The sequence below is a fragment of the Variovorax sp. YR216 genome (assembly GCF_900107745.1).
In the GTDB taxonomy this organism is placed as follows: Bacteria; Pseudomonadota; Gammaproteobacteria; order Burkholderiales; family Burkholderiaceae_C; genus Variovorax.
In genome coordinates this window covers 283,523-307,362 of the sequence record NZ_FNRO01000004.1, presented here as the reverse complement: position 1 = coordinate 307,362, position 23,840 = coordinate 283,523, and the positions used below count along the sequence as shown (strand labels likewise).

Here is a 23,840-nt window from a genome sequence, read left to right as displayed (position 1 = left end):
GCTGGCCGATCAGGCCGGCGGATGATCCACGTTGATCATCCACGGCACGCCGAACTTGTCTTCGAGCATCCCGAAGCCCGGCGACCAGAAGGTCGCCGCATAGGGCATCGTGACCTTGCCGCCGGCGGAGAGCGCGCTGAACAGCTGTTCGCCTTCCTTCACGTCCTTGGCCTGCACCGACAGCGAGAAGCCCTTGTAGCCCTCGAACTTGTAGTCGGGCGGGGCGTCGGATGCCATCAGTTTCTGGCCGCGTGCGGTCAGCGTGGCGTGCATGATCTTGTCCTTGTAGTTGTCGGGCGTCTGCGCGCCCATGGGGCTCTCCGCGAAGGTCATGCTGAATTCGATCTTGCCGCCCAGGCACTTTGCGTAGAACGCCAGCGCCTCGGCCGCGTTGCCGTTGAAGGTCAGATAGGCTTCCATGTCGGCTCCTTGATGTATGTGTCAGGGGATCACGATGCACGCGCACCTAAAATCGCGCAATGCTCGATATCACACTGTTACGCAAGGACCTCGCCTCGGTCGTTGCGCGCCTTGAAACCCGCAAGAAGAACCAGCCCTACCTCGACGTCGCCAGGTTCAGTTCGCTCGAGGCCGAACGCAAGACCCTGCAGACCCGCACCGAGGAATTGCAGGCGCGCCGCAACGCGCTCAACAAGCAGATCGGGCCGCTGAAGGCCAAGGGTGAATCGGTCGACGCGCTGATGGCGGAAGTCAACGCGCTCAAGGCTGAGCAGGAATCGTCGGCCACCCGCCTCGATGCGCTCCAGCCCGAGTTGCACGCGCTGCTGCTGGCGGTGCCCAACCTGCCGCACGCGAGCGTGCCGGTCGGCGAGGACGAAGAGGCCAATGTCGAGATCCGCCGCTGGAGCCCGAAGGGCGGCGCGGGCGGCTCCGCCGAGCCGCTGGCATTCGCCGCCAAGGATCACGTCGATCTCGGCACGCCGCTCGGACTGGATTTCGAGACGGGCGCCAAGCTGTCGGGCTCGCGCTTCAATGTCATGAAGGGGCCGATCGCGCGCCTGCATCGTGCGCTGTCGCAATTCATGATCGACCTGCAGACGCAGCAGCACGGCTACACAGAGTGCTACGTGCCCTACATCGTCAACGCCGAGACGCTGCGCGGCACGGGCCAGTTGCCGAAGTTCGAAGGCGACCTGTTCGCCGCGAAGAAGGGCGGCCAGGAAGGCGAGGCCGTACCCGACCTGCAGGCGCTCTACCTCATCCCGACCAGCGAGGTGCCGCTCACGAATTTCGTGCGCGACGAAGTGGTGCCCGAGGCGCAACTGCCGATCCGGCTGACCGCGCACACGCCGTGCTTCCGTTCGGAAGCGGGCAGCGCCGGCCGAGACACGCGCGGCATGATCCGCCAGCACCAGTTCGACAAGGTCGAGATGGTGCAGATCACGCATCCCGAGAAGAGCTACGAAGCGCTCGAAGCGATGGTCGGCCACGCCGAAGCGGTGCTGCAGGCGCTCGAGCTGCCGTATCGCGTGGTGCTCCTCAGCACCGGCGACATGGGTTTCGGGTCGAGCAAGACCTATGACCTCGAAGTGTGGCTGCCGGCGCAGGATACCTATCGCGAGATCAGCTCGGTGTCGAACTGCGAGGCCTTCCAGGCGCGCCGGCTGCAGGCGCGCTTCAAGAATGCGCAGGGCAAGAACGAACTGGTCCACACGCTCAACGGCTCGGGATTGGCGGTGGGGCGGACGCTGGTCGCGGTCCTCGAGAACCACCAGAACGAAGACGGCTCGATCAAGGTGCCGACCGCCCTTCGGCCGTACCTCGGAGGCCTCGAAGTTTTGCGGGCCTGAGAAAAAACCGGTCGAAGCTCTGCTAGAATCGCGGGCTCGACCAACACCGGAGAGGTGGCAGAGTGGTCTAATGTACCTGACTCGAAATCAGGCGTGGGTTCATAGCCCACCGAGGGTTCGAATCCCTCCCTCTCCTCCAGCAACTTGGCGATCGCTCTGGTCCAGCCAAGATCAAACGGGCCCCAGTGGCCCGTTTTCTTTTGTCCGCGCGATTCCTTGCCGCCTGGCGGCACGTTGTGTGCATGCGACGCATCGGGGAAGAATCGAAGCAAGACATTTCGCACAGCGAATTAAGATCGAACGCTCGGCAGCCCGCTGCAGGTTGGCAGAGGCAGCCGCTTTCATGGCCCCGCGAGGGGCTTTTTTGTGCCTGACTGACAAGGGACCAGTATTGCCATGATGGGAAATTCGTCGTTTGCGGGCCTGGGCAACTCGTCCTTTGCCAGCCTCACGCCGGCTCCGGCGTCCGCCGACGAGGCCGAACCGTGGGTTCGCGGTGAGCTGATCCGAAGCCTGATGCGGGCCTCGCGCGGCTCGTACCTGCTGGCCGCAGCGCTGATGCCCGCGATGGTCGGCTTGAGTTGGGGGCATGTGCCCGTCTGGCAGCTCATGGTCTGGCTTTGCATCGGCATCGCGGCCACCGCCTGCCGTATCTGGGGCGAGCAGATCTATGCGCGCCACTATGCCGACCGTGATTCGGCGGCCCAGCAGTACTTCGTCGACCATTACCGCTTTCTCTGGAGTACCAGCGCGTTCGCCTGGGGCCTGTCGATCCTGATCTTCTTCGAGCGCACGCCGCTGGTGAACCAGTTCATGAGCTGGCTCATCGTTGCGGGGGTCGCGACGTTCCCGCTCAACGGGCTGGCGCTGCATCCGCCGCTGCTCAAGCGCTACGTGAACACGCTGTTCTTCACGATGCTCGCGGCGATCGCGCTGCGGATGATTGAGCTGAATTTCGAGAAGCCGCATTTCCACTACGGCTTCCTGATGCTGCCGGGCCTGCACTGGTGGCTGCTGCTGCGCGCGGGCCGGCGCATCCACGAGACGGCGCGCAACAGCTTCGAGCTGCTGTTCCACAACCACATCCTGATCAATTCGCTCACCCAGCAGCGCCAGGCGGCCGTGTCGGCGGTGGCGATGAAGAACCGCTTCCTCGCGAGCGCCGCGCACGACATGCGCCAGCCGGTGCTCGCCCTGTCGCTCTACGCCGACTGGCTGCGCAATGAGCCCGAGCTGGTGGCCGAGATCGCGCCGAAGATCGTGCGTGCCACGCACGCGGTGAATGCGCTCTTCGACTCGCTGTTCGACCTTGCGCGTATCGATTCGGGCCAGGTTCGGCTGCACATCGAGCGGGTCGATGTGGCCCAGCTGCTGCACGATCTCGAACTGCAATACCGCCCGGTCGCGGAAGCCAAGGGTCTGACCTTCCGCATGCACGTGACGCCGGGGACGGTGCTCACCGATCCGATCCGCGTGCGCCGCATGATCGGCAACCTGCTCGCCAACGCGATCAAGTACACCGCCGAGGGCGGCGTGCTGCTGGCGTCAAGGCAGACGCGCGACGGCTTGCGGGTGGAGGTCTGGGACACCGGCATCGGTATTGCCCGGGAACACCTGCGCGACGTGTTCCTGGAGTTCTACAAGGTGGCCGACCATGCCGGCACGTCGGACGGCTTCGGCCTTGGCCTCGCCATCGTCGCGCGCCTGTCGCACGCACTGGGTCATCCGGTCAGCGTGCGGTCACGCCTGGGCAAAGGCAGCGTGTTCCGCGTCGCGTTGCACGACGCGGATGAGAGCCAGGCCCAAACCCGAATCTCAGGCGCGGTAGGTTAAGAGGCCGAAATGCCAGGGCTCCCGCGGAACCGGCTTGGCCGGGCCGCCGGGAGCGCCCCCTGCAAGGGGGTGGAGAGCGACACGAAGTGCGCGAGCCTGGGGGTGTACCCGGCTAGCCGGACAGGAGGCCGTTCGTGCGGGCGTGGTGAAGGGCCTGCGTGCGGCTCTTCACACCCAGCCGGCGGAACAGGCGCCACAGGTGCACCTTCACGGTGTGCTCGCTGATGTCCAGCTCCGTCGCGATGTCGCGGTTGCTCATGCCCTGGTCGAGCATGGCGATCAGCTGGGTCTGGCGCTTCGACAGCTTGTTGCTGGTCGCCGTGACCGGTTCTTCGGCTTCGGTGTCGGCCATCAGCAGGCCGCGCAGCGCCGCGGTGAGCTCGGCCGAGCTGGCGGACTTCTCGATGTAGGTGTCCGCGCCGGCCTCGATGCAGGCCTCTTCCATGTCGGCCGACGGCGATGCCGAGTAGACCGCGATCGGCACTTCCGGATAGTCGTGCTTCACTGCGACCACGCCGGAAACGCCGGTGATGTCGGGGAGTTTCAGGTCAAGGCAGAAAAGGCCCGGTGCCCCGTATTGCTTGACCGCGGCGGAAAGCTTGTCGAGGCGTTCGAGCTCGACGATGGTCTCGGCCGGACGGAGGCGGCGCAGCACCATCACGATGGCGTCGCGCATCAGGGGGTGGTCGTCGATGACGTAGATACTCATGGGTTTTCTCACGGTGTGCGCGGTCCGGGTCGTGCCCCTCGCCGCGCGTTGCTTTCTCTCAAATCATCCTTCACTCGGCCGCTTCGGCGGCCAGTGCCTCCAGCGCGGCGGATGCCGCGCTCACTCCCTTGTCGTCCATGGGTTCGAGTTGCTCGGCAAGCAGAGCCAGCGCAGCGCCGCGCTCGTGCTTCAGCGTGGCGATGGCGCGGCCGGCCTCCTGCGGCGTTGCGAACCCTCGGCTTTGTACCAGTTGGGCGCCCGTCGCGTCGAGAAACTTGAAGTAGAAGAGACCATCGCTTTCCCTGTATTGCTTGAAGCTCGGACGCGCGACCTTCGCCGTCTTGCGCGCCGCGGGCTTGGCGCTCGAGGCCAGGTTCCGCAGGCCGACCGCGTGACGGAGCTCGGTGAGGAAGGGCTTCGACAGCGCGCGCGCCTTCTCGGCACCGGCATGCAGGATCGCCTCGATCCGGGCCGGGTCATTGATCAATTCGTCGTAATGCTGGCGCATCGGTGCGATCTCGCGGTCGATACGCTCGAAGAGGACCTGCTTGGCCTCGCCCCAGCCGATGCCGTCGGCGAAGGCCCGGCGCAAGGTCTCGGTCTCCTCGTTGTCGGCGAACGCCTGGTAGATCTGGAACAGGGCAGAGCCTTCGGTCTCCTTGGGCTCGCCGGGCGCGCGCGAATCGGTGACGATGCCTGCGATGAGCTTCTGCAGATTGGCACGGGGCGTGAAGAGCGGGATGGTGTTGTCGTAGCTCTTGCTCATCTTGCGGCCGTCCAGGCCCGGCAAGGTCGCCACCGCGTCGTCGATCTCGGCCTCGGGCAGCGTGAAGTGCTCGCCGTAGAGATGGTTGAAGCTCGCGCCCATGTCGCGCGCCATCTCGATGTGCTGGACCTGGTCGCGGCCCACCGGCACCTTGTGGGCGTTGAACATCAGGATGTCCGCCGCCATGAGCACCGGGTACATGAAGAGGCCGGCGCTCACGTCCGCGTCGGCGTCTTCGCCCCGGGCGATGTTCTTGTCCACCTGCGCCTTGTAAGCGTGGGCGCGGTTGAGCAGGCCCTTGCCGGCCACGCAGGTCAGGAACCAGGTGAGTTCGGGAATCTCGGGAATGTCGGACTGCCGGTAGAAGGTCACGCGCTCGGGATCGAGCCCGCAGGCCAGCCAGGTGGCGGCGATCTCCAGGGTCGAGCGCTGGATGCGCGCGGGGTCGTCGACCTTGATCAGCGCGTGGTAGTCCGCGAGGAAGTAGAAGCTCTGCACATCCGGGCGGCGGCTGAAGCGCACGGAGTGCCGCACCGAGCCCACGTAGTTGCCGAGATGCGGCGTCCCGCTGGTGGTGATGCCGGTGAGGAAGCGGACGATGTCGGGATTGGACGAAGCCATGTGAAGAGACTCAGCGGATCAGGGCGATGATGGGGGAGAGCAGCAGGTTGACGATTTCGTAGCCGATGGCCATCAGCGGCTGCAGCCAGTACGTGCTCACGACGCCGGCAAGGACGAGGCCCATCACGATGAAAAAGCCATAAGGCTCGATGCGCGCGAGGAACTCCTGCGCCCGGCCGCGCGGCAGGAGCCCGGCGAGCACCCGGCCGCCGTCGAGGGGCGGCAGCGGAAAGAGGTTGAACGCCCACATCACGAGGTTCACCAGCACGCCGCCCTGCGCCATCTTGAGGAAGAAGGGCTCGCTGACGCCGAAAGCGGCAAGCGCGACGTAGAACAGCGCCCACAGGATCGCCTGGATGAAGTTGGCCGCCGGCCCGGCCAGCGCGACCCAGATCATGTCGCGCTTGGGATGGCGCAGCCGGCCGAAGCTCACCGGGACGGGCTTCGCATAGCCGAAGAGGAAGCTGCCCGAAGTCGCGAAGAACAGCAGCAGCGGCATCAGGATGGTGCCGACAGGGTCGATGTGCTTCATCGGGTTGAGCGTCACGCGCCCGAGCACGTAGGCGGTGTTGTCGCCGAAATAGCGGGCGACGTAGCCGTGCGCGGCCTCGTGCACGGTGATCGCGAAGATCACCGGCAGCGCGTAGATGAGCACGGTCTGGATGGTGTTGGAAATGTCCACTGGCGAATTGTCTCAGACGGGGTGTGTGTCCCTTGGGCGACTCAGAGGCCGAGCAAGGCGAGCGGGCCGCGGCCCTCCCGCACCAGCACCGGCTCGCCGCCGGTGCCCATGGGCACGAGGTCGACCACGGTCGTGGGCTCCGACGGGCAGGCGCCGGAATCGATCACGGCGCCGATCTGTTTCTCGAAGCGTTCGCGGATCTGCGCAGCATCGTTCATCGCCCGGGTCTCGCCGGGGGGGATGAGCGTCGTGGCCAGCAGCGGCTCGCCATGCAGGGTGAGCAGCTCGCAGAGCACCTTGTGGTCGGGCACGCGCAGGCCGATGGTCTTGCGCTGCGGATGGCTCACGCGGCGCGGGACTTCCTTCGTCGCTTCGAGGATGAAGGTGTAGGGCCCCGGTGTCGCGGCCTTCAGCAGCCGGTACTGCTTGTTGTCCACGCGCGCGTAGTTCGCGAGCTCGCTCAGGTCGCGGCAGATCAGCGTGAGGTGGTGCTTCTCGTCGACCTGCCGGATGCGCCGCAACTGGTCGACGGCGTCCTTGTCGTCGAGGTGGCAGACCAGCGCATAGCTGGAGTCGGTCGGCACTGCCACGATCTCGCCGCGGGCGAGGAGGGCCGCAGCCTGCTTCAGAAGGCGTTGCTGGGGGTTGTCGGGATGGACTTCGAAGTACTGGGCCATGAAAACCTGACGGGGACGGGCGACGGGAACCCACCATTCTGCCGAAGTGAGCAAGCAACGGGGGGGTCAAGACTCCGCCGGCTCGATCGGTACGCGACGCTCGCGCACCGTGAGCCATGCGCCCGCCGCGCCGCAGACTGCGATCAAGGCCATGCCGGTCAGCGAGACGACGTCGGGCACCTGCGAGAACATGATCCAGCCGCCCAGCATCGCGAAAGCGATCTGTGCGTAGAGATAGGGCGTGAGCGTGGAGGCAGGTGTGCGCTGGTAGGCCAGGATCAGCAGGAAATGCCCGATCGTCCCCATAAGCCCCATCAGGCACAGGAGCGCCCACCATTGCCACGATGGCAGCGCGGTCCATGCGAAGGGCACCGCGACCGAGGCCAGCAGGGTGCCCACCCAGCCGGTGTAGAAGTGCATCGTGAGCGGGTTCTCGGTGCGCGCCAGCTTGCTCGTCAGCACCTGGAACCAGGCATTGGTCAGCACCAGCCCGATAGGCAGCAGCACGGCCCAGCTGAAGGCGCCGCCGCCCGGCCGCAGGATCACGAGCGTGCCGACGAAGCCGCCCGCCACCAGCGCCCAGCGCAGTGGCGAGACCTGTTCCTTGAGCGTGGTGGCGGCCAGCAGCGTGATCACGAGCGGCGCGATCAGCACGATCGAGGTGAACTCCGCCAGCGGCATGTAGCGCAGGCTCAAGAAGGCCAGCGTGCTCGATGCCAGCAGCAGTGCGCCGCGCAGCAGCTGGTAGCGCGGATGACGCGTGCGCAGCAGGGTGGTGCCGTGCCGCGGCAGCAGCACCAGCGTGGTGGCGACCGCCTGGAAGGCATAGCGCACCCAGACGCCCATGAGGATCGGCACCGCCGCGGTCGAGAGCTTGGTGGCGGTGTCGAGCGTGGCGAAGCAGGCCACGGCCAGCAGCACCAGACCGATCCCGGCGAGGATCCGCTCGGATTCGATGTCCCGGGTGATTCGGCTTGTGGCAGTGGCGCCGCCCGGCAGCGAGCTCACTGGATGCGGTGCTCCAGCAGCTCCCACACCGGCGTGAGGTTCCCGGGCAGCCACGGGAGCTTGCCCAGGTCGCAATGGCTTTCGTCGGGGCTGTGGAAATCGCTGCCGCGCGAGGCGGCAAAGCCGAACTCCAGCGCCTTGTCGGCGTATTCGACGTACTCGGCCGGAGTATGGCTGCCGGTCACCACCTCGATCGCCTTGCCGCCGTGCGCCTTGAATTCGAGGAACAGGGCGTATTCCTCGTTGGCGGTGAACTTGTAGCGGCCAGGGTGCGCGATCACCGCCAGCCCGTTGGCGGCAGTGATCCACGTCACCGCGTCCTTCAGCGTGGCCCAGCGGTGCGGCACATAGCCGGGCTTGCCTTCCGTCAGGTACTTGCGGAAGACTTCCGCGGTGTCGCGGCAATAGCCGCCTTCCACGAGAAACCGGGCGAAATGGGTGCGCGAGATCAGCTCCGGGTTGCCGACGAACCGGAGCGCGCCCTCGTAGGCGCCAAGGATGCCGACCTTGGCCAGTTGCTCGGCCATCTCCTGCGCGCGCTTGCCGCGTCCGCCGCGGGTGTCGTAGAGGCCTTCGCTCATGGCCGCGTCTTCGGGGTCGAAGCCCAGGCCGACGATGTGCACCGTCTCGCCCGCGAAAGTGACCGAAATCTCGGTGCCGGTGAGGTACTTGATGCCGTTCTGTCGGGCCGCCGCGGCCGCACGGTGCTGGCCGCCGATCTCGTCGTGGTCGGTCAACGCCCAGAGCTCGACGCCGTTGGCCGCGGCCCGCGCGGCGAGTTCCTCGGGTGTGAGCGTGCCGTCCGAGACCACGGAATGGCAGTGCAGGTCGGCATTAAGGATCGATGACACGTCACGAATCTTAACTTTCCCGCGCATTCAGCGCTTTTTGCGGAAAGCCAGCCATGCCGCCACCGCGGTGAACGTGACCACGATGCCCACCAGGATCCAGAAGCCGTGCTTGTGCTCGGCCAGCGGGATGCCGCCGACGTTCATGCCGAACAGGCCCGCCGTGATGTTGATCGGCAGCGCCAGCACCGTGACCACGGTCAGCACGAAGAGGCTGCGGTTGTTGTCCTCGTTCACGTTGGCCGCGATCTCTTCCTGCAGCAGCTTGATGCGTTCCTGCAGCGCGCCCATGTCGCGCAGCACCACCGAGAACTCTTCGGTCGCGGCGCGGAGCTGCTGGGCGTCGGATTCGGACATCCACAGCGGCGGGGTCTGCAGCAGGCGGAAGAGCGCGGCCGGCTCCGGTGCCAGCAGCCGCTGCAGGCGCACCAGCACCCGCCGCAGCGTGCCCAGCCGTGCCCGCTTGTGGTCGAGGCGGCCCGCCAGCAGCTCGTCCTCGATCGAGTCGATGCGCGCGGTTCCATCGCGCACGATCTTCACCAGCACGTCCGCCTGCGCCCGCATCAGGTGTTCGAGCAATTCGGTGGAAGACTTCGGCGCGTCGCCGGCTTTCACGGCCGTGCGCAGCGCGTCCACCGACCGCAGCGGCTGGCTGCGCGCGGTCACCACCAGCCGGGGCCCGACGCTGATCCAGAGGGTGGAGATGTCCGACGGCTCGAAGCTGAATTCGAAGTGCACGTCGTTGATGACTGCGATCAGCGAATCGTCCGCGCGCTCGATGCGGGTGGAGTGCAGCCCGTCCTTCAGCGTCTCGTAGAACACGTCGGACAGGCCCGCGTGGCGCATCAGCCAGCGCTCGGCCTGTGCATGGCTGAGGTTGAAGTGCAGCCACATATATGCGCGTTCCGCCCCCGCGCGCTCCTGCACGGGAGTCCGGGCCAGCCACTCTGCGGCCTGCGACGAGTCGACGGCGCGCACGGGCTGCGCCGCCCCGGCCTCGAACAGATAGCCGCAGATCAGTCCCGCCTCATCGCTGCCATAGGCACCGATCGTCCAATCCTGAAGTACCAAAGTCGATCCCAACACCCCGGGGCAGGCCCACGTGGCGCTGCGTCGCGGAATCGTCCTTCGGCCATGTGTCAGCCAGATGACGACGCACATTGGGCTCACTTTTCGTCACAAGACTGTCATCCGGCCGCCGCACGATGCCGAAATTCCCTTTCCCCAGAGACGGACCATGACGCTCCCCGACATCCTGAGTAACCAGGAAGAACTCATGCAGCGCATCGCGCGCGACCTGGTCGACAGTTACGACGAAGAGATCGAGCTCGAGATCGAAGACCGCAGCATCAAGGAACTCGAAACCGGCAAGATCGACGACAAGGCGGCGCGGCAGGCCTATTTCAAGGAGCTGTTCCGCCTCCAGGGCGAACTGGTGAAGCTGCAGGACTGGGTGCAGAACACCAAGCAGAAGGTGGTCATCCTGTTCGAAGGCCGCGATGCGGCGGGCAAGGGTGGCGTGATCAAGCGCATCACGCAGCGCCTCAACCCGCGCGTGGCGCGTGTGGCGGCACTGCCGGCGCCGAACGACCGTGAACGCACCCAGTGGTATTTCCAGCGCTACGTGGCGCATCTGCCCGCGGCCGGCGAGATGGTGCTCTTCGACCGCAGCTGGTACAACCGCGCCGGCGTCGAGCGCGTGATGGGCTTCTGCACCGACGACGAGTACGAGGAGTTCTTCCGCACGGTGCCCGACTTCGAGCGGATGCTGGTGCGCTCGGGCATCAAGCTGATCAAGTACTGGTTCTCCATCACCGACGACGAGCAGCACATGCGCTTCCTGAGCCGGATCCACGACCCGCTCAAGCAGTGGAAGCTCAGCCCCATGGACCTCGAATCGCGCCGCCGCTGGGAGGAATACACCAAGGCCAAGGAGATCATGCTCGACCGCACGCACATCCCCGAGGCGCCGTGGTGGGTGGTTCAGGCGGTCGACAAGAAGAAGGCCCGGCTCAACTGCATCAGCCACCTGCTGGGCCAGCTTCCCTACCAGGAGGTCGAGCATGCACCGGTGGTCCTGCCGGCCCGTGAGCGCCATGCGGACTACCTGCGCCATCCGGTGCCCGACAGCATGTACGTGCCCGAGCTGTACTGATCCGACGGCGCACCGGATGGACTGATCGGCCAATCGTCCGGGTAGCCTGCTTCGTTCGAAGCTGCTACCGTGCACGGACGACCCTTGCCGCATATTGATGGCCCGCCGTGCAATCTCTCCGCTCACCCGCGCATACCAGCGCAACCTGAAGGCGCTCACCAAGGCGACGCTGGGGAGCAGCAAGCGCATCGCCAACCAGGTGCAGCGGGCCGCCGCAAAGCAGCTCAAGCCACCGCCCGGGCGCGGCGACTGGCTGCCCGGCGTCGCGCTGGGACCGGCGGGCGCGCGGCGCTATCACCTTTACCGGCCGCCCGAGCTCCAGCTCAAGCTCGGCGAAAAGCTGCCGCTCGTGGTCATGCTCCATGGCTGCGGGCAGACCGGGCGCGACTTTGCCATCAGCACCCGCATGAACCGCATCGCCGCGCGCGAAGGCTTCATGGTGCTCTACCCCGAACAGGACCGCATCGCCAATGCGCAAGGCTGCTGGAACTGGTACGACCGCCGCTCCGGCAAGGCTGATGCGGAAGCCGCCACGCTCATGGCGGCGATCGACCAGGCGCTGATGCTGTATCCGCTCGACCGTGACCGCGTCGCGCTTGCCGGACTGTCGGCCGGCGCCAGCATGGCGGCGCTGCTGGCGACACGCTATCCGCTGCGCTTCAAGGCGGTGGCGATGCATTCGGGCGTCGCGCCGGGCGCGGCCAGGTCGCCAGCCACCGCGCTGGGTGCGATGCGCGGGCAGCACGTGCCCCCGATGCCCGCCACCGCCGTGGGCAAGGCGATGGGCGCCGCGGCGGTTTTCGCGACGCTGCCGCCGCTACTGGTGCTGCACGGCGATGCCGACACCGTCGTGTCCGCCAGCAACGCCAGCAGCACTGCGGCGGTTTGGGCGGTGGCCACCGGCGCGCGCGCCGGCGCCATGCGCACGGTGCAGCGCGGCAAGCGCCATCCGATGCGCATCACCGACTTCACGCGACGGGGACGTGTCGCGGTCACCCTGTGCGAGATCGCCGGCCTCGGCCATGCCTGGAGCGGCGGTGCCCCCAGCATGTTGTTCACGGATGCGGCCGGGCCCGACGCGAGCAAGCTGGTGTGGGCCTTCGCGGCACGCCAGTTTCGCCTCGGCGCCGGCGAGCGCACGCCTTGAATCGGGAGGGAAGAGTCCACCATGCCCACGATTGCCTACGACGCCAGCCGTGCCGCCCTCTACACGCCGGAACGCCAGGAGACGCTCTTCGAGCACGGCAGCCTTTACACGCCGACGCAGTGGGCTGTCGAGGCTTCGCGCCTCGCGTACTACCGCGCGGAGCAGTCGGAATCCGAGGAGCAGCGCCTGGCCGCGGCCTTCGCGCGGGCGGGCTTCGCCGCGCCCAGGCTCTTCTGCGATGCCGCGACTTTCGCCTTCGGGACGATCCATGGCGGCGACGGCACCGCGCTCATCGCGTTCCGCGGCACGCAGCCGGACGAGATCCGGCACCTCGTCACCAACCTGCAGGCCCAGCAGATCGAATGGCACGAAAGCGGCGGGCGCGTGCACGCCGGCTTTGCCAAGGCGACCCGCGGCGTGCTGCCACAACTGATGGACTGGCTCGCGGGCGAGGGGCAGTCGCGCAGCCGCCTCATCCTCACCGGCCACAGCCTCGGCGCTGCGCTTGCGACGCTGGCCGCGAGCGTCCTCAAGCCCGACATGCTCGTCACGCTCGGCTCGCCGCGCGTCGGCGACGCGGAGTTCGTCGCGACGCTCGCGCACATCAATGCCGTGCGACTGGTGGATGGGTGCGACGTGGTCACCCAGCTGCCACCTGCGCTGTCGTTCTATGCGCACGCGGGTGCGGTGACCTACATCACCTGCATCACCGGCGAATGCGTCGACGATCCGGCCCCGACCATGATCGAGGCCGACCGCGTCGAAGGCCGGGCGCGCTATGCGTCCGAGCATGCGTGGAAGCCGGGGGCGGTGCTCCTGCGCGAATTGGCGGACCACGCCCCCATCAACTACGCGCGAGGGTTTTTTTAGCTCGCCCCCAGCCTTGCCCACTTCGTGTGGCTCGGGCACCCCCGACCGGGGGCACAGCCGGCGGCCCGGCGAAGCCGGTTCCGCGGCTGTTCCCGGTTTCCCGGCCAGCAACACCCTGTACGCCACCCGGCGTATTTCCGCTGTGTGACCGTTTCCGCAGACTTCTCCCATCGTTCAAACCACAGGAGAAGGTCTCATCATGCAACGTCGTTTCACCCTCAAGGCGCTCACCGCCGCCGTCGCGCTGGCGGGTCTTTCGGTCGCCCCCGCGTTCGCGCAGGACACCATCAAGGTCGGCGTGCTGCACTCGCTCTCGGGCACGATGGCGATCTCGGAAACCGTGCTCAAGGACACGGTGCTCATGGCCATCGACGACATCAACGCCAAGGGCGGCGTGATGGGCAAGAAGCTCGAGCCCGTGGTGGTCGATCCGGCCTCCAACTGGCCGCTCTTCGCCGAGAAGACAAAGCAGTTGCTCGGCCAGGACAAGGTCGCCGTCATCTTCGGTTGCTGGACCTCGGTCTCGCGCAAGTCGGTGCTGCCGGTGGTCGAGGAGATGAACGGCCTCCTGTTCTACCCCGTGCAGTACGAGGGTGAAGAGCTCAGCAAGAACGTCTTCTACACTGGCGCCGCGCCGAACCAGCAAGCGATCCCGGCAGTCGACTACCTCATGAGCAAGGAAGGCGGCGGTGCGAAGCGCTGGGTGCTGCTGGGCACCGACTACGTGTACCCGCGCACCACCAACAAGATCCTGCGCGCCTACCTCAAGAGCAAGGGCGTGGCCGACAAGGACATCGACGAGAAGTACACCCCCTTCGGCCACAGCGATTACCAGACCATCGTGGCCGACATCAAGAAGTTCTCGGCCGGCGGCAAGACGGCGGTGGTCTCGACCATCAACGGCGACTCCAACGTGCCCTTCTACAAGGAACTCGGCAATGCCGGCCTGAAGGCCAAAGACGTGCCGGTCGTCGCCTTCTCGGTCGGCGAGGAAGAGCTGCGCGGCGTCGACACCAAGCCGCTCGTGGGCCACCTCGCGGCGTGGAACTACTTCATGAGCATCAAGAACCCGACCAACACGGCGTTCATCAAGCAGTGGAGCGACTACGCCAAGGCCAAGAACATCGCCGGCCACAAGGACAAGCCGCTGACCAACGACCCGATGGAAGCCACCTGGATCGGCATCCACATGTGGAAGCAGGCGGTCGAGAAGGCCAAGAGCACCGACACCGACAAGGTGATCGCCGCGATGGCCGGCCAAACCTTCACCGCACCGTCGGGCATCGTCTCGAAGATGGACGAGAAGAACCACCACCTGCACAAGAGCGTGTTCATCGGCGAGATCAAGGCCGACGGCCAGTTCAACGTGGTGTGGAAGACGCCGGGTCCGGTCAAGGCCAAGCCGTGGAGCCCGTACATCGAGGGCAACGACAAGAAGCCGGACTACCCTGCCGGGAAGTCGCTCTGACCCCCAGCCTCGCCCACTTCGTGTGGCTCTGACACCCCCTTTCAGGGGGCAACACCAGCGGACCGGCCAAGCCGGTTCCGCGGTGTTTCTGGAATAGGGAAGCTTGTGCACTTACTTTCGCGCTCTCATCTACTGGCGGCTGGTCTCGCGCTTCTGGCGGTTCTTCCCGCCCACGCGCTGACCGCCGACGAGGCGAAGGCCATTGCATCGGGTGACACGGAAGCCCGCGTCGAGGCGCTCAACAAGGCGGTTGCCACTGCCGACGAAAAGACCGCCGCCTTCATCCAGGCCATGTCCGACGACGCGGTGAAGTTCACCGAGGACAAGGTCTTCGTCATCAAGGACGACAAGGCCTACGACCCGGTGACCGGCGCAGAACTCAAGCTGCCGGACGACGCCGAGGATGTGGTCAACAACAACATGATGCGGGGCGCTTTCGAAGCCGCGCAGGCCGCGCTCAAGCTCACGAGCAAGGATGACGCAGTGCGGCTCGAAGCCGCGCAGGCTTTGTTCAAGGAGCCCGACGAATCGCGGCTTCCGATGGTCGAGAAGGCACTCGCTGCCGAAACCAATCCCAAGATCAAGGCGCAGCTCGAACTGGTGCGCGCGGCGAGCCTGCTCAGCAGCGCCGACAAGGGCAAGCGGCTCGATGCCGCCAAGGCGCTTGGCGACAGCCGCAGCCCCGACACCAAGCTGCTGCTCAACCAACGCCTCGCCGAAGAGACCGAGGCCGACGTGAAGGCGGCCATCACCGCGTCGATCATCAACATCGACGGCTCGCTCGTCTGGGGCGACCGCATCAATGCCGTGTTCAGCGGCATCAGCCTCGGTTCCGTGCTGCTGCTGGCTGCGCTGGGCCTCGCGATCACCTACGGGCTGATGGGCGTGATCAACATGGCGCACGGCGAGTTGATGATGATCGGCGCCTACGCGACCTACGTAATGCAGGGCCTCTTCCAGCGCTACATGCCGGAGTCGATGTTCGGCTGGTACCTGGTGGCGGCGATTCCGGTCGCCTTCCTCGCATCGGCCTTCGTCGGCGCGGTGCTCGAACGCGGCGTGATCCGATTCCTCTACGGCCGGCCGCTGGAGACGCTGCTCGCCACCTGGGGGATCAGCCTGATGCTGCAGCAGCTGGTGCGCTCGATCTTCGGCGCGCAGAACGTCGGCGTGGAAAACCCCGCCTGGATGAGCGGCGGGCTGAATCTGCTGAGCAACGTCACGCTGCCGTGGAACCGCATCTGCATCATCATCTTCGCGGGCCTCGTGCTGCTTGCGATGGGCTGGCTCATCGGCCGCACGCGGCTGGGCCTCTTCGTGCGCGGCGTGACGCAGAACCGGCCGATCGCCTCGTGCATGGGCGTGAACACCGCGCGCATCGACACCTACGCCTTCGCGCTGGGCTCCGGCATCGCCGGGCTGGCGGGCTGCGCGCTCTCGCAGATCGGCAACGTGGGCCCGGACCTCGGCCAGAGCTACATCGTCGATTCGTTCATGGTCGTCGTGATGGGCGGGGTCGGCCAGCTTGCCGGAACGGTGTACGCGGCGCTGGGCCTGGGCATCCTCAACAAGTTCATCGAAGGCTGGGCCGGCGCGGTGCTCGCGAAGATCGCGGTGCTGGTCTTCATCATCATCTTCAGCCAGAAGCGTCCGCAGGGCATCTTCGCAGTCAAGGGCCGGAGCGCCGAAGCATGAGCAGCAGCAAAGTCGTACTTCCCTCCAAGGGCCCGCTGCTGAGCGGCAAGGGCTGGACCGCCTTCTTCGTCGCGCTCATCGTGGTGTGCGCGCTGGCGCCGGTGCTCAACATGGCGGTCCCGGCCGGCAGCGCGCTGCACATGAGCGACTACGCAGTGGCGCTGGTCGGCAAGATCATGTGCTACGCGATCTGCGCGCTCGCGATGGATCTCATCTGGGGCTACACCGGCATCCTCTCGCTCGGGCACGGGCTCTTCTTCGCGCTCGGCGGCTACATGATGGGCATGTACCTCATGCGCCAGATCGGCCGCGACGGCAACTACAAGAGTGACCTGCCGGACTTCATGGTCTTCCTCGACTGGAAGACGCTGCCGTGGCACTGGGCGGTGAGCGACAGCTTCGTCGCCACGCTGGTCCTGATCGTCGCGGTGCCGGGGCTGATCGCCTTCGTGTTCGGCTTCTTCGCCTTCCGCTCGCGCATCAAGGGCGTGTACTTCTCGATCATCACGCAGGCGATGACCTTCGCTGCGATGCTGCTCTTCTTCCGCAACGAGACCGGCTTCGGCGGCAACAACGGCTTCACCGACTTCAAGCGCATCCTGGGCATTCCGATCCAGACGCAGGAAATGCGCATGACGCTGTTCGCGCTGACTGGCCTCACGCTGCTGGGCTTCTTCCTGTTCTCGAAGTGGCTCATCGGCAGCAAGTTCGGCCGGGTGCTGCAGGCCATCCGCGACGCCGAATCGCGCGTGATGTTCTCGGGCTACAACCCGCTGGGCTACAAGCTCACCATCTGGGTGATCTCGGCCGTGATGTGCGGCGTGGCCGGCGCGCTCTACGTGCCGCAGGTGGGCATCATCAACCCGAGCGAGATGAGCCCGGCCAACTCGATCGAGATCGCGATCTGGGCGGCGGTCGGCGGGCGCGCGACGCTGATCGGGCCGATCCTCGGCGCCTTCATCGTCAACGGCGCCAAGAGCTGGCTCACGGTGGCCTATCCGGAATACTGGCTGTACTTCCTCGGCGCGCTGTTCATCGCGGTCACGCTCTTTCTGCCGGACGGCATCGTGGGGCTGGTGAAGAAGTGGGCATCGCGCGCCAAGGAAAAGGCCACTGCGCCGCTCGAAGCGGAACCCACCGAAGCACGCCGCGAAGCGCAGCGCGCGGTGGCCGCGGAGCAGGGCGTCGAGCCCGCGTCACTCGCGCCGCCGCTCGCCGTCGAACCCAAGGGAGCACGCGCATGACACCCGACCTGATGGACGCCGGCGCCGAGCGCGTCGCCAGGCACATCGCCTTCGAACAGGCCCTGCACACCGAATCCGGCGGACGCACCGCAGGCTACGGCCGGCACATGACGGCGGGCGAAGTCGATGTGACGCACGGCCGCATCCTCTACCTCGAAGACGTGAGCGTGAGCTTCGACGGCTTCAAGGCGATCAACAAGCTCTCGCTGGACATCGCGCCCGGCGAGCTGCGCTGCATCATCGGCCCGAACGGCGCGGGCAAGACCACGATGATGGACATCATCACCGGCAAGACCCGTCCCGACGAAGGCACGGTGTTCTTCGGCAGCACCATCGACCTGCTGCGGCACAAGGAGGCCGAGATCGCGCAGCTCGGCATCGGGCGAAAGTTCCAGAAGCCGACGGTGTTCGAGCATCTCACCGTGTTCGAGAACCTCGAGCTGGCGCTCGCGACCGACAAGGGCGTGAAGTCCTCGATGCTCTTCAGGCTCGACTCGGAACAGTGCGACCGGCTCGCCGAGGTGCTGCACACCATTCATCTCGAAGGCAGCGTGCTGCGCCTCGCGGGCAACCTCAGCCACGGGCAGAAGCAGTGGCTGGAGATCGGCATGCTGCTCATGCAGGACCCGAAGCTGCTGCTGCTCGACGAGCCGGTGGCCGGCATGACGGACGAGGAAACCGCGCGCACCGCCGAACTCTTCCTGTCGCTCAAGGGCAAGCACTCGCTGATGGTGGTGGAGCACGACATGAGCTTCATCCGTACCATCTCCGAGATCGTGACCGTGCTGTGCGACGGCTCGGTGCTCGCGCAGGGCACCTTGGACGAGGTGCAGGCGGACGAGCGCGTCATCGAGGTGTATCTCGGTCGCTAGGAAGGCAAGCATGCTCACGGTCAAGAACATTCATCAGTACTACGGCGGCTCGCACATCCTGCGCGATGTCAGCTTCGAAGCTCGCCTCGGCAAGGTCACGGTGTTGCTCGGCCGCAATGGTGTCGGCAAGACCACGCTGCTCAAGTCGCTGATGGGGCTGGTGCCCATCAAGAGCGGCAGCATCGAGTTCGATGGCGCTCCCATCCACAAGCGAACACCCTACGAGCGAGCGCGCGCGGGCATGGGCTTCGTGCCGCAGGGTCGCGAGATCTTCGCGCGCCTCACGGTCGAGGAAAACCTGCGCATGGGGCTCGCGTACAAGTCCGGCAGCACGCCGGTGCCGCCTGAGCTGTACGAGCTCTTCCCGGTGCTCAAGCAGATGCTCAACCGGCGTGGCGGCGATCTCTCGGGCGGGCAGCAGCAACAGCTCGCGATCGCCCGTGCGCTGGCACCGAAGCCCAAGCTGCTGATTCTCGACGAGCCCACCGAAGGCATCCAGCCGAGCATCATCAAGGACATCGGCCGCGTGATCCGCATGCTGGCCGACCGCGGCGACATGGCGATCGTGCTGTGCGAGCAGTACTACGACTTTGCGCAGGAGCTGGCCGACGACTACCTCGTGATGGAGCGCGGCGAGGTGATTGCTCGTGGCTTGGGCAAGGACATGGAAGCGGAAGGTGTGCGCCAGCTGGTTGCGATCTGATCAGCTTGCGGGCGGCTGAGCGGCTCCCATCCGTTCGCGTACGAGTTTCGCGAAAGCCTGCAGTTCAGCCGCGTTCAAGTCGGAGACGGCCCAGACCTGCATTCCGCCTTCGGTCCAGCGAACCGTGTTGTAGCCGCGTCGGGCCAGCACTTGCGGGGCGGACGCGCCGTCCCGCGGATCCGGCCAGATGAAGAGGTTCACGACGTGCTGCCCCGACCGGTAGACCAGCGCCGCCACCGCGCGCCCTTCGATGTAGTCGAGCCGGGCGCCGATCAACGGATGGCCCTCGGCCGCCAGATCGACCACCGGCGGGGAGAAATCGAGCTTGCCGGCGAACCACGGCTTGACGGTGTGATGGTCTGAAGACACCACATCCGTCAGATGTCCGGCCATCAGGGATCGGATGTGGCTGTCGGTGACCGCATCGCCGAGCACGTTGCTCGCCGTGCCCAGCAGCAGCACGAACGAGAGGCCCCACGCCGTGGCGGCACCCGCGCCGAACAGTGCAAGCGCCTGCGGCCAGCGCGGGCGAACCTTCGGCCGCCGCGGCGGCACTCGCGCCTGTGCGTCATCCGCGCTTCGCAGTCCGGCGCGGATGCGCTCGGCCAGCGCCGGCGGCGGCGCATGGCGCGTCGCCTCCTGCCGGATCAGCCTGCCGAGTTCGTCCGTTTCAGTGGGTCGCATCGCGATGGGCTCCTGGTTTGTCGGGCGGCGCTTCCTCCTGGAGCGCATTGCGCAGCAGCGCGCGGGCGCGCGACAGGCGCGACATCACCGTCCCGACCGGGATGCCGGCGATGCGCGCGATCTCCTCGTATGACATGTCTTCCATCTCGCGAAGCACGATGACTTCGCGGAACGGCGGCGCGAGCGCTTCGATGGCCGCGTCGATGCGCCGGCCCAGGTCGCGCTGCTCCCACGCGGCAGCAGGGTCCCCGCCGTCGCGCGGGGCCGCGCCGATGCCGGCGTCCTCGGTGCCGACATCACGGAACTCGTCGAATTCCACCTGGTCTGCCAGATGGCGGGACTGGCGCATCGCGTCGTAGCAGGCATTGCGCACGATGCCGAGCAGCCACGGCCGCGCATCGCCGCCGCGAAGGTCGTCGAAGAATCGGAACGCGCGCAAAAAGGCCTCCTGCACCGCGTCCTCGGCCAGCCGGTCGTCGCGCAGCAGCCAGCGCGCCAGGTTGTAGGCGGCGTGCAGGTGCGGCAGGGCCGCGGTCTCGAATCGGCGGGTGCGGTCGTTCAACACAGTCTTCCCCTGCATGACGGGGCGCCTCGCGGATTTATTCCCGGACCACGGGAACAGGCGGCGCCCGGCCGCCGTCATGCACAGGGAGATTCTGTTCCTTCCCGACCCAATCCGCCCGCGCCCGGAAGGCGCTACGCTCTGGCCACTCCAACACCCAGAGCCGCCCGCCATGCCGATGCCTTCCGCCGTCCGACCGTTGCCGTTGCCCGCCGGGAGCCCCGCGTGGAGCAACTGAGCCTGCTGCTCGTGGAGCACGCCGTCGCGGTCGTGTTCGTGGCCACCTTCTGCGCGCGGGTTGGGCTCCCGGTGCCGGCATCGCCGCTGCTCGTGGTGGCGGGCGCGCTGGCGGCGATCGCGCAGCCCTTGCTGCTGGTGGCGATGGTGGCCGCCTCGTGGATCGCGAACCTGCTCGGCGATGCCGTCTGGTTCTATGCGGGGCGGCTCTACGGCTACCGGTTCATGCGGCTGCTCTGCAAGATCTCCATGTCGCCGGATTCCTGCGTACGCCGCAGCGAGACGCTGATCGGCCGGTGGGGCGGGATGTCGCTGGTCCTGGCGAAGTTCGTGCCGGGCGTGTCGGTGATCGCGCCGCCGATGGCGGGTGCGCTGGGCATGTCGTCGTGGCGTTTCGTGGCGTTCGACACGGCCGCGGCGCTGCTGTGGACAGGCATCTTTCTCGGGCTCGGCTGGATCTTCCGCGACCAGATCCAGGCGGTGCTCGATGCCATGTCGCAGGCCGGTGGCATCGCGATCGTGGCGCTCGTCGTCGTCCTTGCCGCGATGCTCGCGGTGCGCTACTGGCGGCGCCGCACCTTCATGCGCCTGACCGGCATGCCGCGCGTCACGGTCGGCGAACTGATGACGATGATGGACGGCGAGCCGCCGCCGATCGTCATCGACGTGCGCGGCGAAGCGGGTGTGCAGGTCGATCCGCGGCGCATTCCCGGCGCGCTGCCGATCGCGCTCAAGGACATCCAGCAGCGACGCGTTGAATTGCCGTTCGACGGCGCCGACCGCGAGATCGTGCTCTATTGCAGTTGCCCCAACGAGGTGTCGGCCGCGCTGGGCGCGCAGGCGCTGGCATCGCGCGGCATCAAGCGCGCGCGGCCGCTGGCGGGCGGGCTCGAGGCGTGGGTCGAGGCCGGGCACCCGACCCACACGGCCTGAATCACCGGCGCGGCCCCGATGTATCGCGCGGCGCCGAACCGAGCGGCGGCGCGATCTCCTCGAGCGGCTTGCGCTCTGCGTCCACCGCCCAGCGCCACGCGATCGATCCGGCCACGATGACCAGCACCGCGCCGATCGCATAGCCGATTGCCACCGCGCCTCGGCTGCCGGTCTCGATCAGCGCGCCGAACAGCACGGGCGCCACGAACCCGCCGGCGCCGGTGCCCACCGCATAGAAGATCGAGATCGCAACCGCGCGCATCTCCAGCGGGAAGACCTCGCTCACCGTGAGATAGGCCGAACTCGCCGCCGCCGAGGCCAGGAAGAACACCGCCGACCAGCACAGGGCCTGGCTGCGCGCGTCGAGGAGGCCGAGCATGAAGGCCCATCCCGTCAGCCCGAGCCCGATGCCCGAGCCCACGTAGGTCAGCGCGATCATCCGCCGCCGGCCCACATGGTCGAACAGCGGCCCGAGGATCAGCGGCCCGAGCACATTGCCCAGCGCAAACGGAAAGATGTAGAGCGCGACCCGGCCTTCGGGCACGCCATGGAACCGCGTGAGCACCAGCGCATAGGTGAAGAAGATCGCGTTGTAGAAGAAGGCCTGCGAAATCATCAACGCCAGCGCGACCAGGCTGCGTTGGGGATATCGCCGCAGCAGCACGTGAACCACTTCGCGCCAGCCGGGCTCCGCGCGGCCACCGAAGGCCACATGGCCGACTGCCGGCGGCAGCGGCCCGTGCCGTGCCGCCACGTGTTCCTCGATGCGGCGCACGATGCCTTCGGCTTCCTCCGCGCGGCCGTGCGCGATCAGCCAGCGCGGGCTTTCCGGCACGTCGCGCCGCACCAGCAGGATCGCCAGCGCGAGCACCGCGCCCAATGCGAAGCCGACGCGCCAGCCCGCCACCGGCCCCAGCACGCGCGGATCGAGCAGCCACAGGCTCACCCCTGCGCCGAGCGCCGCGCCCACCCAGAAGCTGCCGTTGATCGCGAGGTTGACCCGCCCGCGCACGCGCGCCGGAATCAGCTCGTCGATCGCGGAGTTGATGGCCGCGTACTCGCCGCCGATGCCCAGCCCGGTCGCGAACCGGCAGCAGGCGAAGAACGCGAAACCGGTCGAAAGCGAGGTCGCGAGCGTCGCGGCTGCATACACCGCGAGCGTCAGCAGGAAGAGCCGCTTGCGGCCCAGCCGGTCCGCCAGCCGGCCGAAGACCAGCGCGCCGACCACCGCCCCGGCGATATAGAGCGAGCCGGACCAGCCGATCTCCGTCGCGGTCAGGGCCAGCGTGTCGGGCCGCTCCAGCACGCCGCCGAGCGAGCCGACCAGCGTGACCTCCAGCCCGTCGAGCACCCAGGCCACGCCGAGCGCGATGACCACTCGCCAATGCCAGCGCGACCAGGGCAGGCGGTCGAGACGGGCCGGAATGTCGCTTCGTTCGATGCGCATGTCGGCTCCGCCCGATGCACGGCTACATCGCCCAGATGCGCGGTGGCTGGCCCGGGAGCTTCCAGAGTTCGCCGCGCCAGGCCATCCAGACCTGACGCAGCAGCTGCATCGCCGGCTCGACCACTGGCGCAAGTGCGCGCAGCACGATGACCTCGGCGTGCGGGCTGGTCACGCCCGCACTTTCCTGCAGCGAATGGCGCTCGATGAGCGAGCGCGCCGCATCGAGCGCGGCCTCGCACCGCTCGCGCGCGATCGGCGAGCCGGCGATGAAGAAGATCGATGCGATGCAGCGATGGCCGGCGAAGCCGAGCGGACTCTGCAGCAGCCGCAGGTCGCTCGCATCGATGCGCCCGCGCTCCAGCCACACGCCCGGCGCCTCGATGTGCTGCTGCAGCGTGCCGTTTTCGAAGGGCTTGCCTGCGTTGGGCAGGCCGAGCGCGGTCACGTCCCAGCCGATGAGCTCGGCACCCGGCGCGACGCGCAGGGTCAGCCGGTTCTCGGCGCGGCAGCCGCTGTAGCAGATGGCTTCGAGCGGCAGCCATTCGAGGCGAGCGCCAGGTTCGAGCGCGAGCTCGGTGCGCTGCCGCGCGAGTTCGCCCTCGGAGCGGTAGAAGCGGCTGGCGCCCGGCGTGGTGATCAGCCCATGGCTTCCCGACGCGGCGCGCACGCGGATGTCCAGCGTGTCGCCGCTCACCAGCCCGCCCGGCGGGTGGACCAGCACGTTGTGGCACACCGCGTCGCCCTCGGGATACAGGCTCTGGAGAATCCGCAGTGGCCCGTCGTGGCGGAATCGCGCAACGCTGCGTTGTTGTTCGAGACGGTAGTCGAGGTCGAGTTGCGCGTGCCAGGGCATGCGTCGAGTGTAGGG

Annotated in this window: 23 protein-coding genes and 1 tRNA gene; 12 read left to right on the top strand and 12 right to left on the bottom strand. The window is 67.1% G+C overall.

The genetic code is table 11. The annotated features are described in order from the left end of the window. Window positions 1-9 precede the first annotated feature (9 nt). Window positions 10-420, bottom strand: coding sequence for a VOC family protein (locus BLW05_RS14755; protein ID WP_093163624.1), 411 nt, complete (start codon window positions 418-420; stop codon window positions 10-12). A 59-nt stretch (window positions 421-479) separates the two neighbouring features. On the opposite strand from BLW05_RS14755, the gene serS reads away from it, so the two are divergent. From serS to BLW05_RS14740, 3 genes are all read left to right on the top strand, one after another. After that, window positions 480-1,811, top strand: a complete 1,332-nt coding sequence (gene serS, locus BLW05_RS14750; RefSeq protein WP_093163622.1) for a serine--tRNA ligase — start codon at window positions 480-482, stop codon at window positions 1,809-1,811. 48 nt (window positions 1,812-1,859) lie between these two features. Further along, window positions 1,860-1,950: transfer RNA gene (locus tag BLW05_RS14745), tRNA-Ser, on the top strand. A gap of 257 nt (window positions 1,951-2,207) precedes the next feature. Further along, on the top strand, window positions 2,208-3,644 hold the full coding sequence (locus BLW05_RS14740) for a surface-behavior sensor histidine kinase ShkS (RefSeq protein WP_256330312.1): 1,437 nt from the start codon (window positions 2,208-2,210) through the stop codon (window positions 3,642-3,644). Window positions 3,645-3,756: 112 nt separating this feature from the next. Here BLW05_RS14740 and BLW05_RS14735 read toward each other — a convergent pair whose 3' ends face one another. The 7 genes from BLW05_RS14735 to BLW05_RS14705 all read right to left on the bottom strand — a co-directional run bounded on the left by BLW05_RS14735 (window position 3,757) and on the right by BLW05_RS14705 (window position 10,026). Then, window positions 3,757-4,353 (bottom strand): response regulator transcription factor, encoded by a 597-nt coding sequence (locus BLW05_RS14735; protein WP_093163620.1) that lies wholly within the window; start codon window positions 4,351-4,353, stop codon window positions 3,757-3,759. A 70-nt stretch (window positions 4,354-4,423) separates the two neighbouring features. Beyond that, window positions 4,424-5,740 carry a tryptophan--tRNA ligase gene (locus BLW05_RS14730; protein WP_093163618.1) on the bottom strand — a complete coding sequence of 439 codons (1,317 nt, stop codon included), beginning with the start codon at window positions 5,738-5,740 and terminating at the stop codon, window positions 4,424-4,426. A gap of 10 nt (window positions 5,741-5,750) precedes the next feature. Next, entirely contained in the window at window positions 5,751-6,422 is a 672-nt protein-coding gene (locus tag BLW05_RS14725) for a site-2 protease family protein (protein WP_093163617.1), read from the bottom strand. A 41-nt stretch (window positions 6,423-6,463) separates the two neighbouring features. Beyond that, window positions 6,464-7,099, bottom strand: a complete 636-nt coding sequence (locus tag BLW05_RS14720; protein ID WP_093163615.1) for an L-threonylcarbamoyladenylate synthase — start codon at window positions 7,097-7,099, stop codon at window positions 6,464-6,466. A gap of 66 nt (window positions 7,100-7,165) precedes the next feature. Continuing rightward, window positions 7,166-8,098, bottom strand: a complete 933-nt coding sequence (locus BLW05_RS14715) for a DMT family transporter (protein ID WP_256330335.1) — start codon at window positions 8,096-8,098, stop codon at window positions 7,166-7,168. A 5-nt stretch (window positions 8,099-8,103) separates the two neighbouring features. After that, a complete protein-coding gene (locus tag BLW05_RS14710; RefSeq protein WP_093163612.1) occupies window positions 8,104-8,958 on the bottom strand; it encodes a 3',5'-nucleoside bisphosphate phosphatase in 855 nt (284 codons plus the stop codon). A 27-nt stretch (window positions 8,959-8,985) separates the two neighbouring features. After that, window positions 8,986-10,026 carry a transporter gene (locus BLW05_RS14705; RefSeq protein WP_256330310.1) on the bottom strand — a complete coding sequence of 347 codons (1,041 nt, stop codon included), beginning with the start codon at window positions 10,024-10,026 and terminating at the stop codon, window positions 8,986-8,988. 166 nt (window positions 10,027-10,192) lie between these two features. Here BLW05_RS14705 and ppk2 point away from each other — a divergent pair, with 166 nt between their 5' ends. The 8 genes from ppk2 (at window position 10,193) to urtE (ending at window position 19,109) form a co-directional block, all read left to right on the top strand. Beyond that, entirely contained in the window at window positions 10,193-11,110 is a 918-nt protein-coding gene (ppk2, locus tag BLW05_RS14700) for a polyphosphate kinase 2 (RefSeq protein WP_093163609.1), read from the top strand. A 97-nt stretch (window positions 11,111-11,207) separates the two neighbouring features. Further along, window positions 11,208-12,257, top strand: a complete 1,050-nt coding sequence (locus BLW05_RS14695; protein WP_093163608.1) for an extracellular catalytic domain type 1 short-chain-length polyhydroxyalkanoate depolymerase — start codon at window positions 11,208-11,210, stop codon at window positions 12,255-12,257. Window positions 12,258-12,278: 21 nt separating this feature from the next. Next, complete coding sequence (locus BLW05_RS14690; RefSeq protein ID WP_093163606.1) at window positions 12,279-13,127, top strand: lipase family protein; 849 nt, start codon at window positions 12,279-12,281, stop codon at window positions 13,125-13,127. Between the two features lie 199 nt (window positions 13,128-13,326). After that, complete coding sequence (urtA, locus tag BLW05_RS14685; RefSeq protein ID WP_093163605.1) at window positions 13,327-14,595, top strand: urea ABC transporter substrate-binding protein; 1,269 nt, start codon at window positions 13,327-13,329, stop codon at window positions 14,593-14,595. Between the two features lie 132 nt (window positions 14,596-14,727). Beyond that, on the top strand, window positions 14,728-16,290 hold the full coding sequence (gene urtB / locus BLW05_RS14680) for an urea ABC transporter permease subunit UrtB (protein ID WP_371126944.1): 1,563 nt from the start codon (window positions 14,728-14,730) through the stop codon (window positions 16,288-16,290). Then, on the top strand, window positions 16,287-17,534 hold the full coding sequence (gene urtC / locus BLW05_RS14675) for an urea ABC transporter permease subunit UrtC (protein ID WP_093163603.1): 1,248 nt from the start codon (window positions 16,287-16,289) through the stop codon (window positions 17,532-17,534). The genes urtB and urtC overlap by 4 nt, the downstream gene beginning before the upstream one ends. After that, window positions 17,531-18,406, top strand: a complete 876-nt coding sequence (gene urtD / locus BLW05_RS14670; protein WP_093163602.1) for an urea ABC transporter ATP-binding protein UrtD — start codon at window positions 17,531-17,533, stop codon at window positions 18,404-18,406. Before urtC ends, urtD begins: the two co-directional genes overlap by 4 nt. Window positions 18,407-18,416: 10 nt before the next feature. Continuing rightward, on the top strand, window positions 18,417-19,109 hold the full coding sequence (gene urtE, locus BLW05_RS14665) for an urea ABC transporter ATP-binding subunit UrtE (RefSeq protein ID WP_093163600.1): 693 nt from the start codon (window positions 18,417-18,419) through the stop codon (window positions 19,107-19,109). Here the strand turns inward: urtE and BLW05_RS14660 are convergent, their stop codons facing one another. Together BLW05_RS14660 and BLW05_RS14655 are read right to left on the bottom strand one after the other, a co-directional pair. Then, a complete protein-coding gene (locus BLW05_RS14660; protein ID WP_093163599.1) occupies window positions 19,110-19,793 on the bottom strand; it encodes an anti-sigma factor family protein in 684 nt (227 codons plus the stop codon). It abuts the gene before it with no gap. After that, window positions 19,780-20,373 (bottom strand): sigma-70 family RNA polymerase sigma factor, encoded by a 594-nt coding sequence (locus BLW05_RS14655; RefSeq protein WP_256330308.1) that lies wholly within the window; start codon window positions 20,371-20,373, stop codon window positions 19,780-19,782. Before BLW05_RS14655 ends, BLW05_RS14660 begins: the two co-directional genes overlap by 14 nt. 207 nt (window positions 20,374-20,580) lie before the next feature. On the opposite strand from BLW05_RS14655, the gene BLW05_RS14650 reads away from it, so the two are divergent. Next, the gene (locus BLW05_RS14650; protein WP_093163597.1) at window positions 20,581-21,525 is read left to right on the top strand and encodes a VTT domain-containing protein; all 945 of its coding nucleotides are present in this window, start codon (window positions 20,581-20,583) and stop codon (window positions 21,523-21,525) included. Between the two features lies 1 nt (window position 21,526). Here BLW05_RS14650 and BLW05_RS14645 read toward each other — a convergent pair whose 3' ends face one another. Continuing rightward, window positions 21,527-22,972: an MFS transporter gene (locus BLW05_RS14645; RefSeq protein ID WP_093163596.1), complete on the bottom strand. Its 1,446-nt coding sequence runs from the start codon at window positions 22,970-22,972 to the stop codon at window positions 21,527-21,529. A 22-nt stretch (window positions 22,973-22,994) separates the two neighbouring features. After that, window positions 22,995-23,825 (bottom strand): urease accessory protein UreD, encoded by an 831-nt coding sequence (locus BLW05_RS14640; RefSeq protein WP_093163594.1) that lies wholly within the window; start codon window positions 23,823-23,825, stop codon window positions 22,995-22,997. Window positions 23,826-23,840 lie beyond the last annotated feature (15 nt).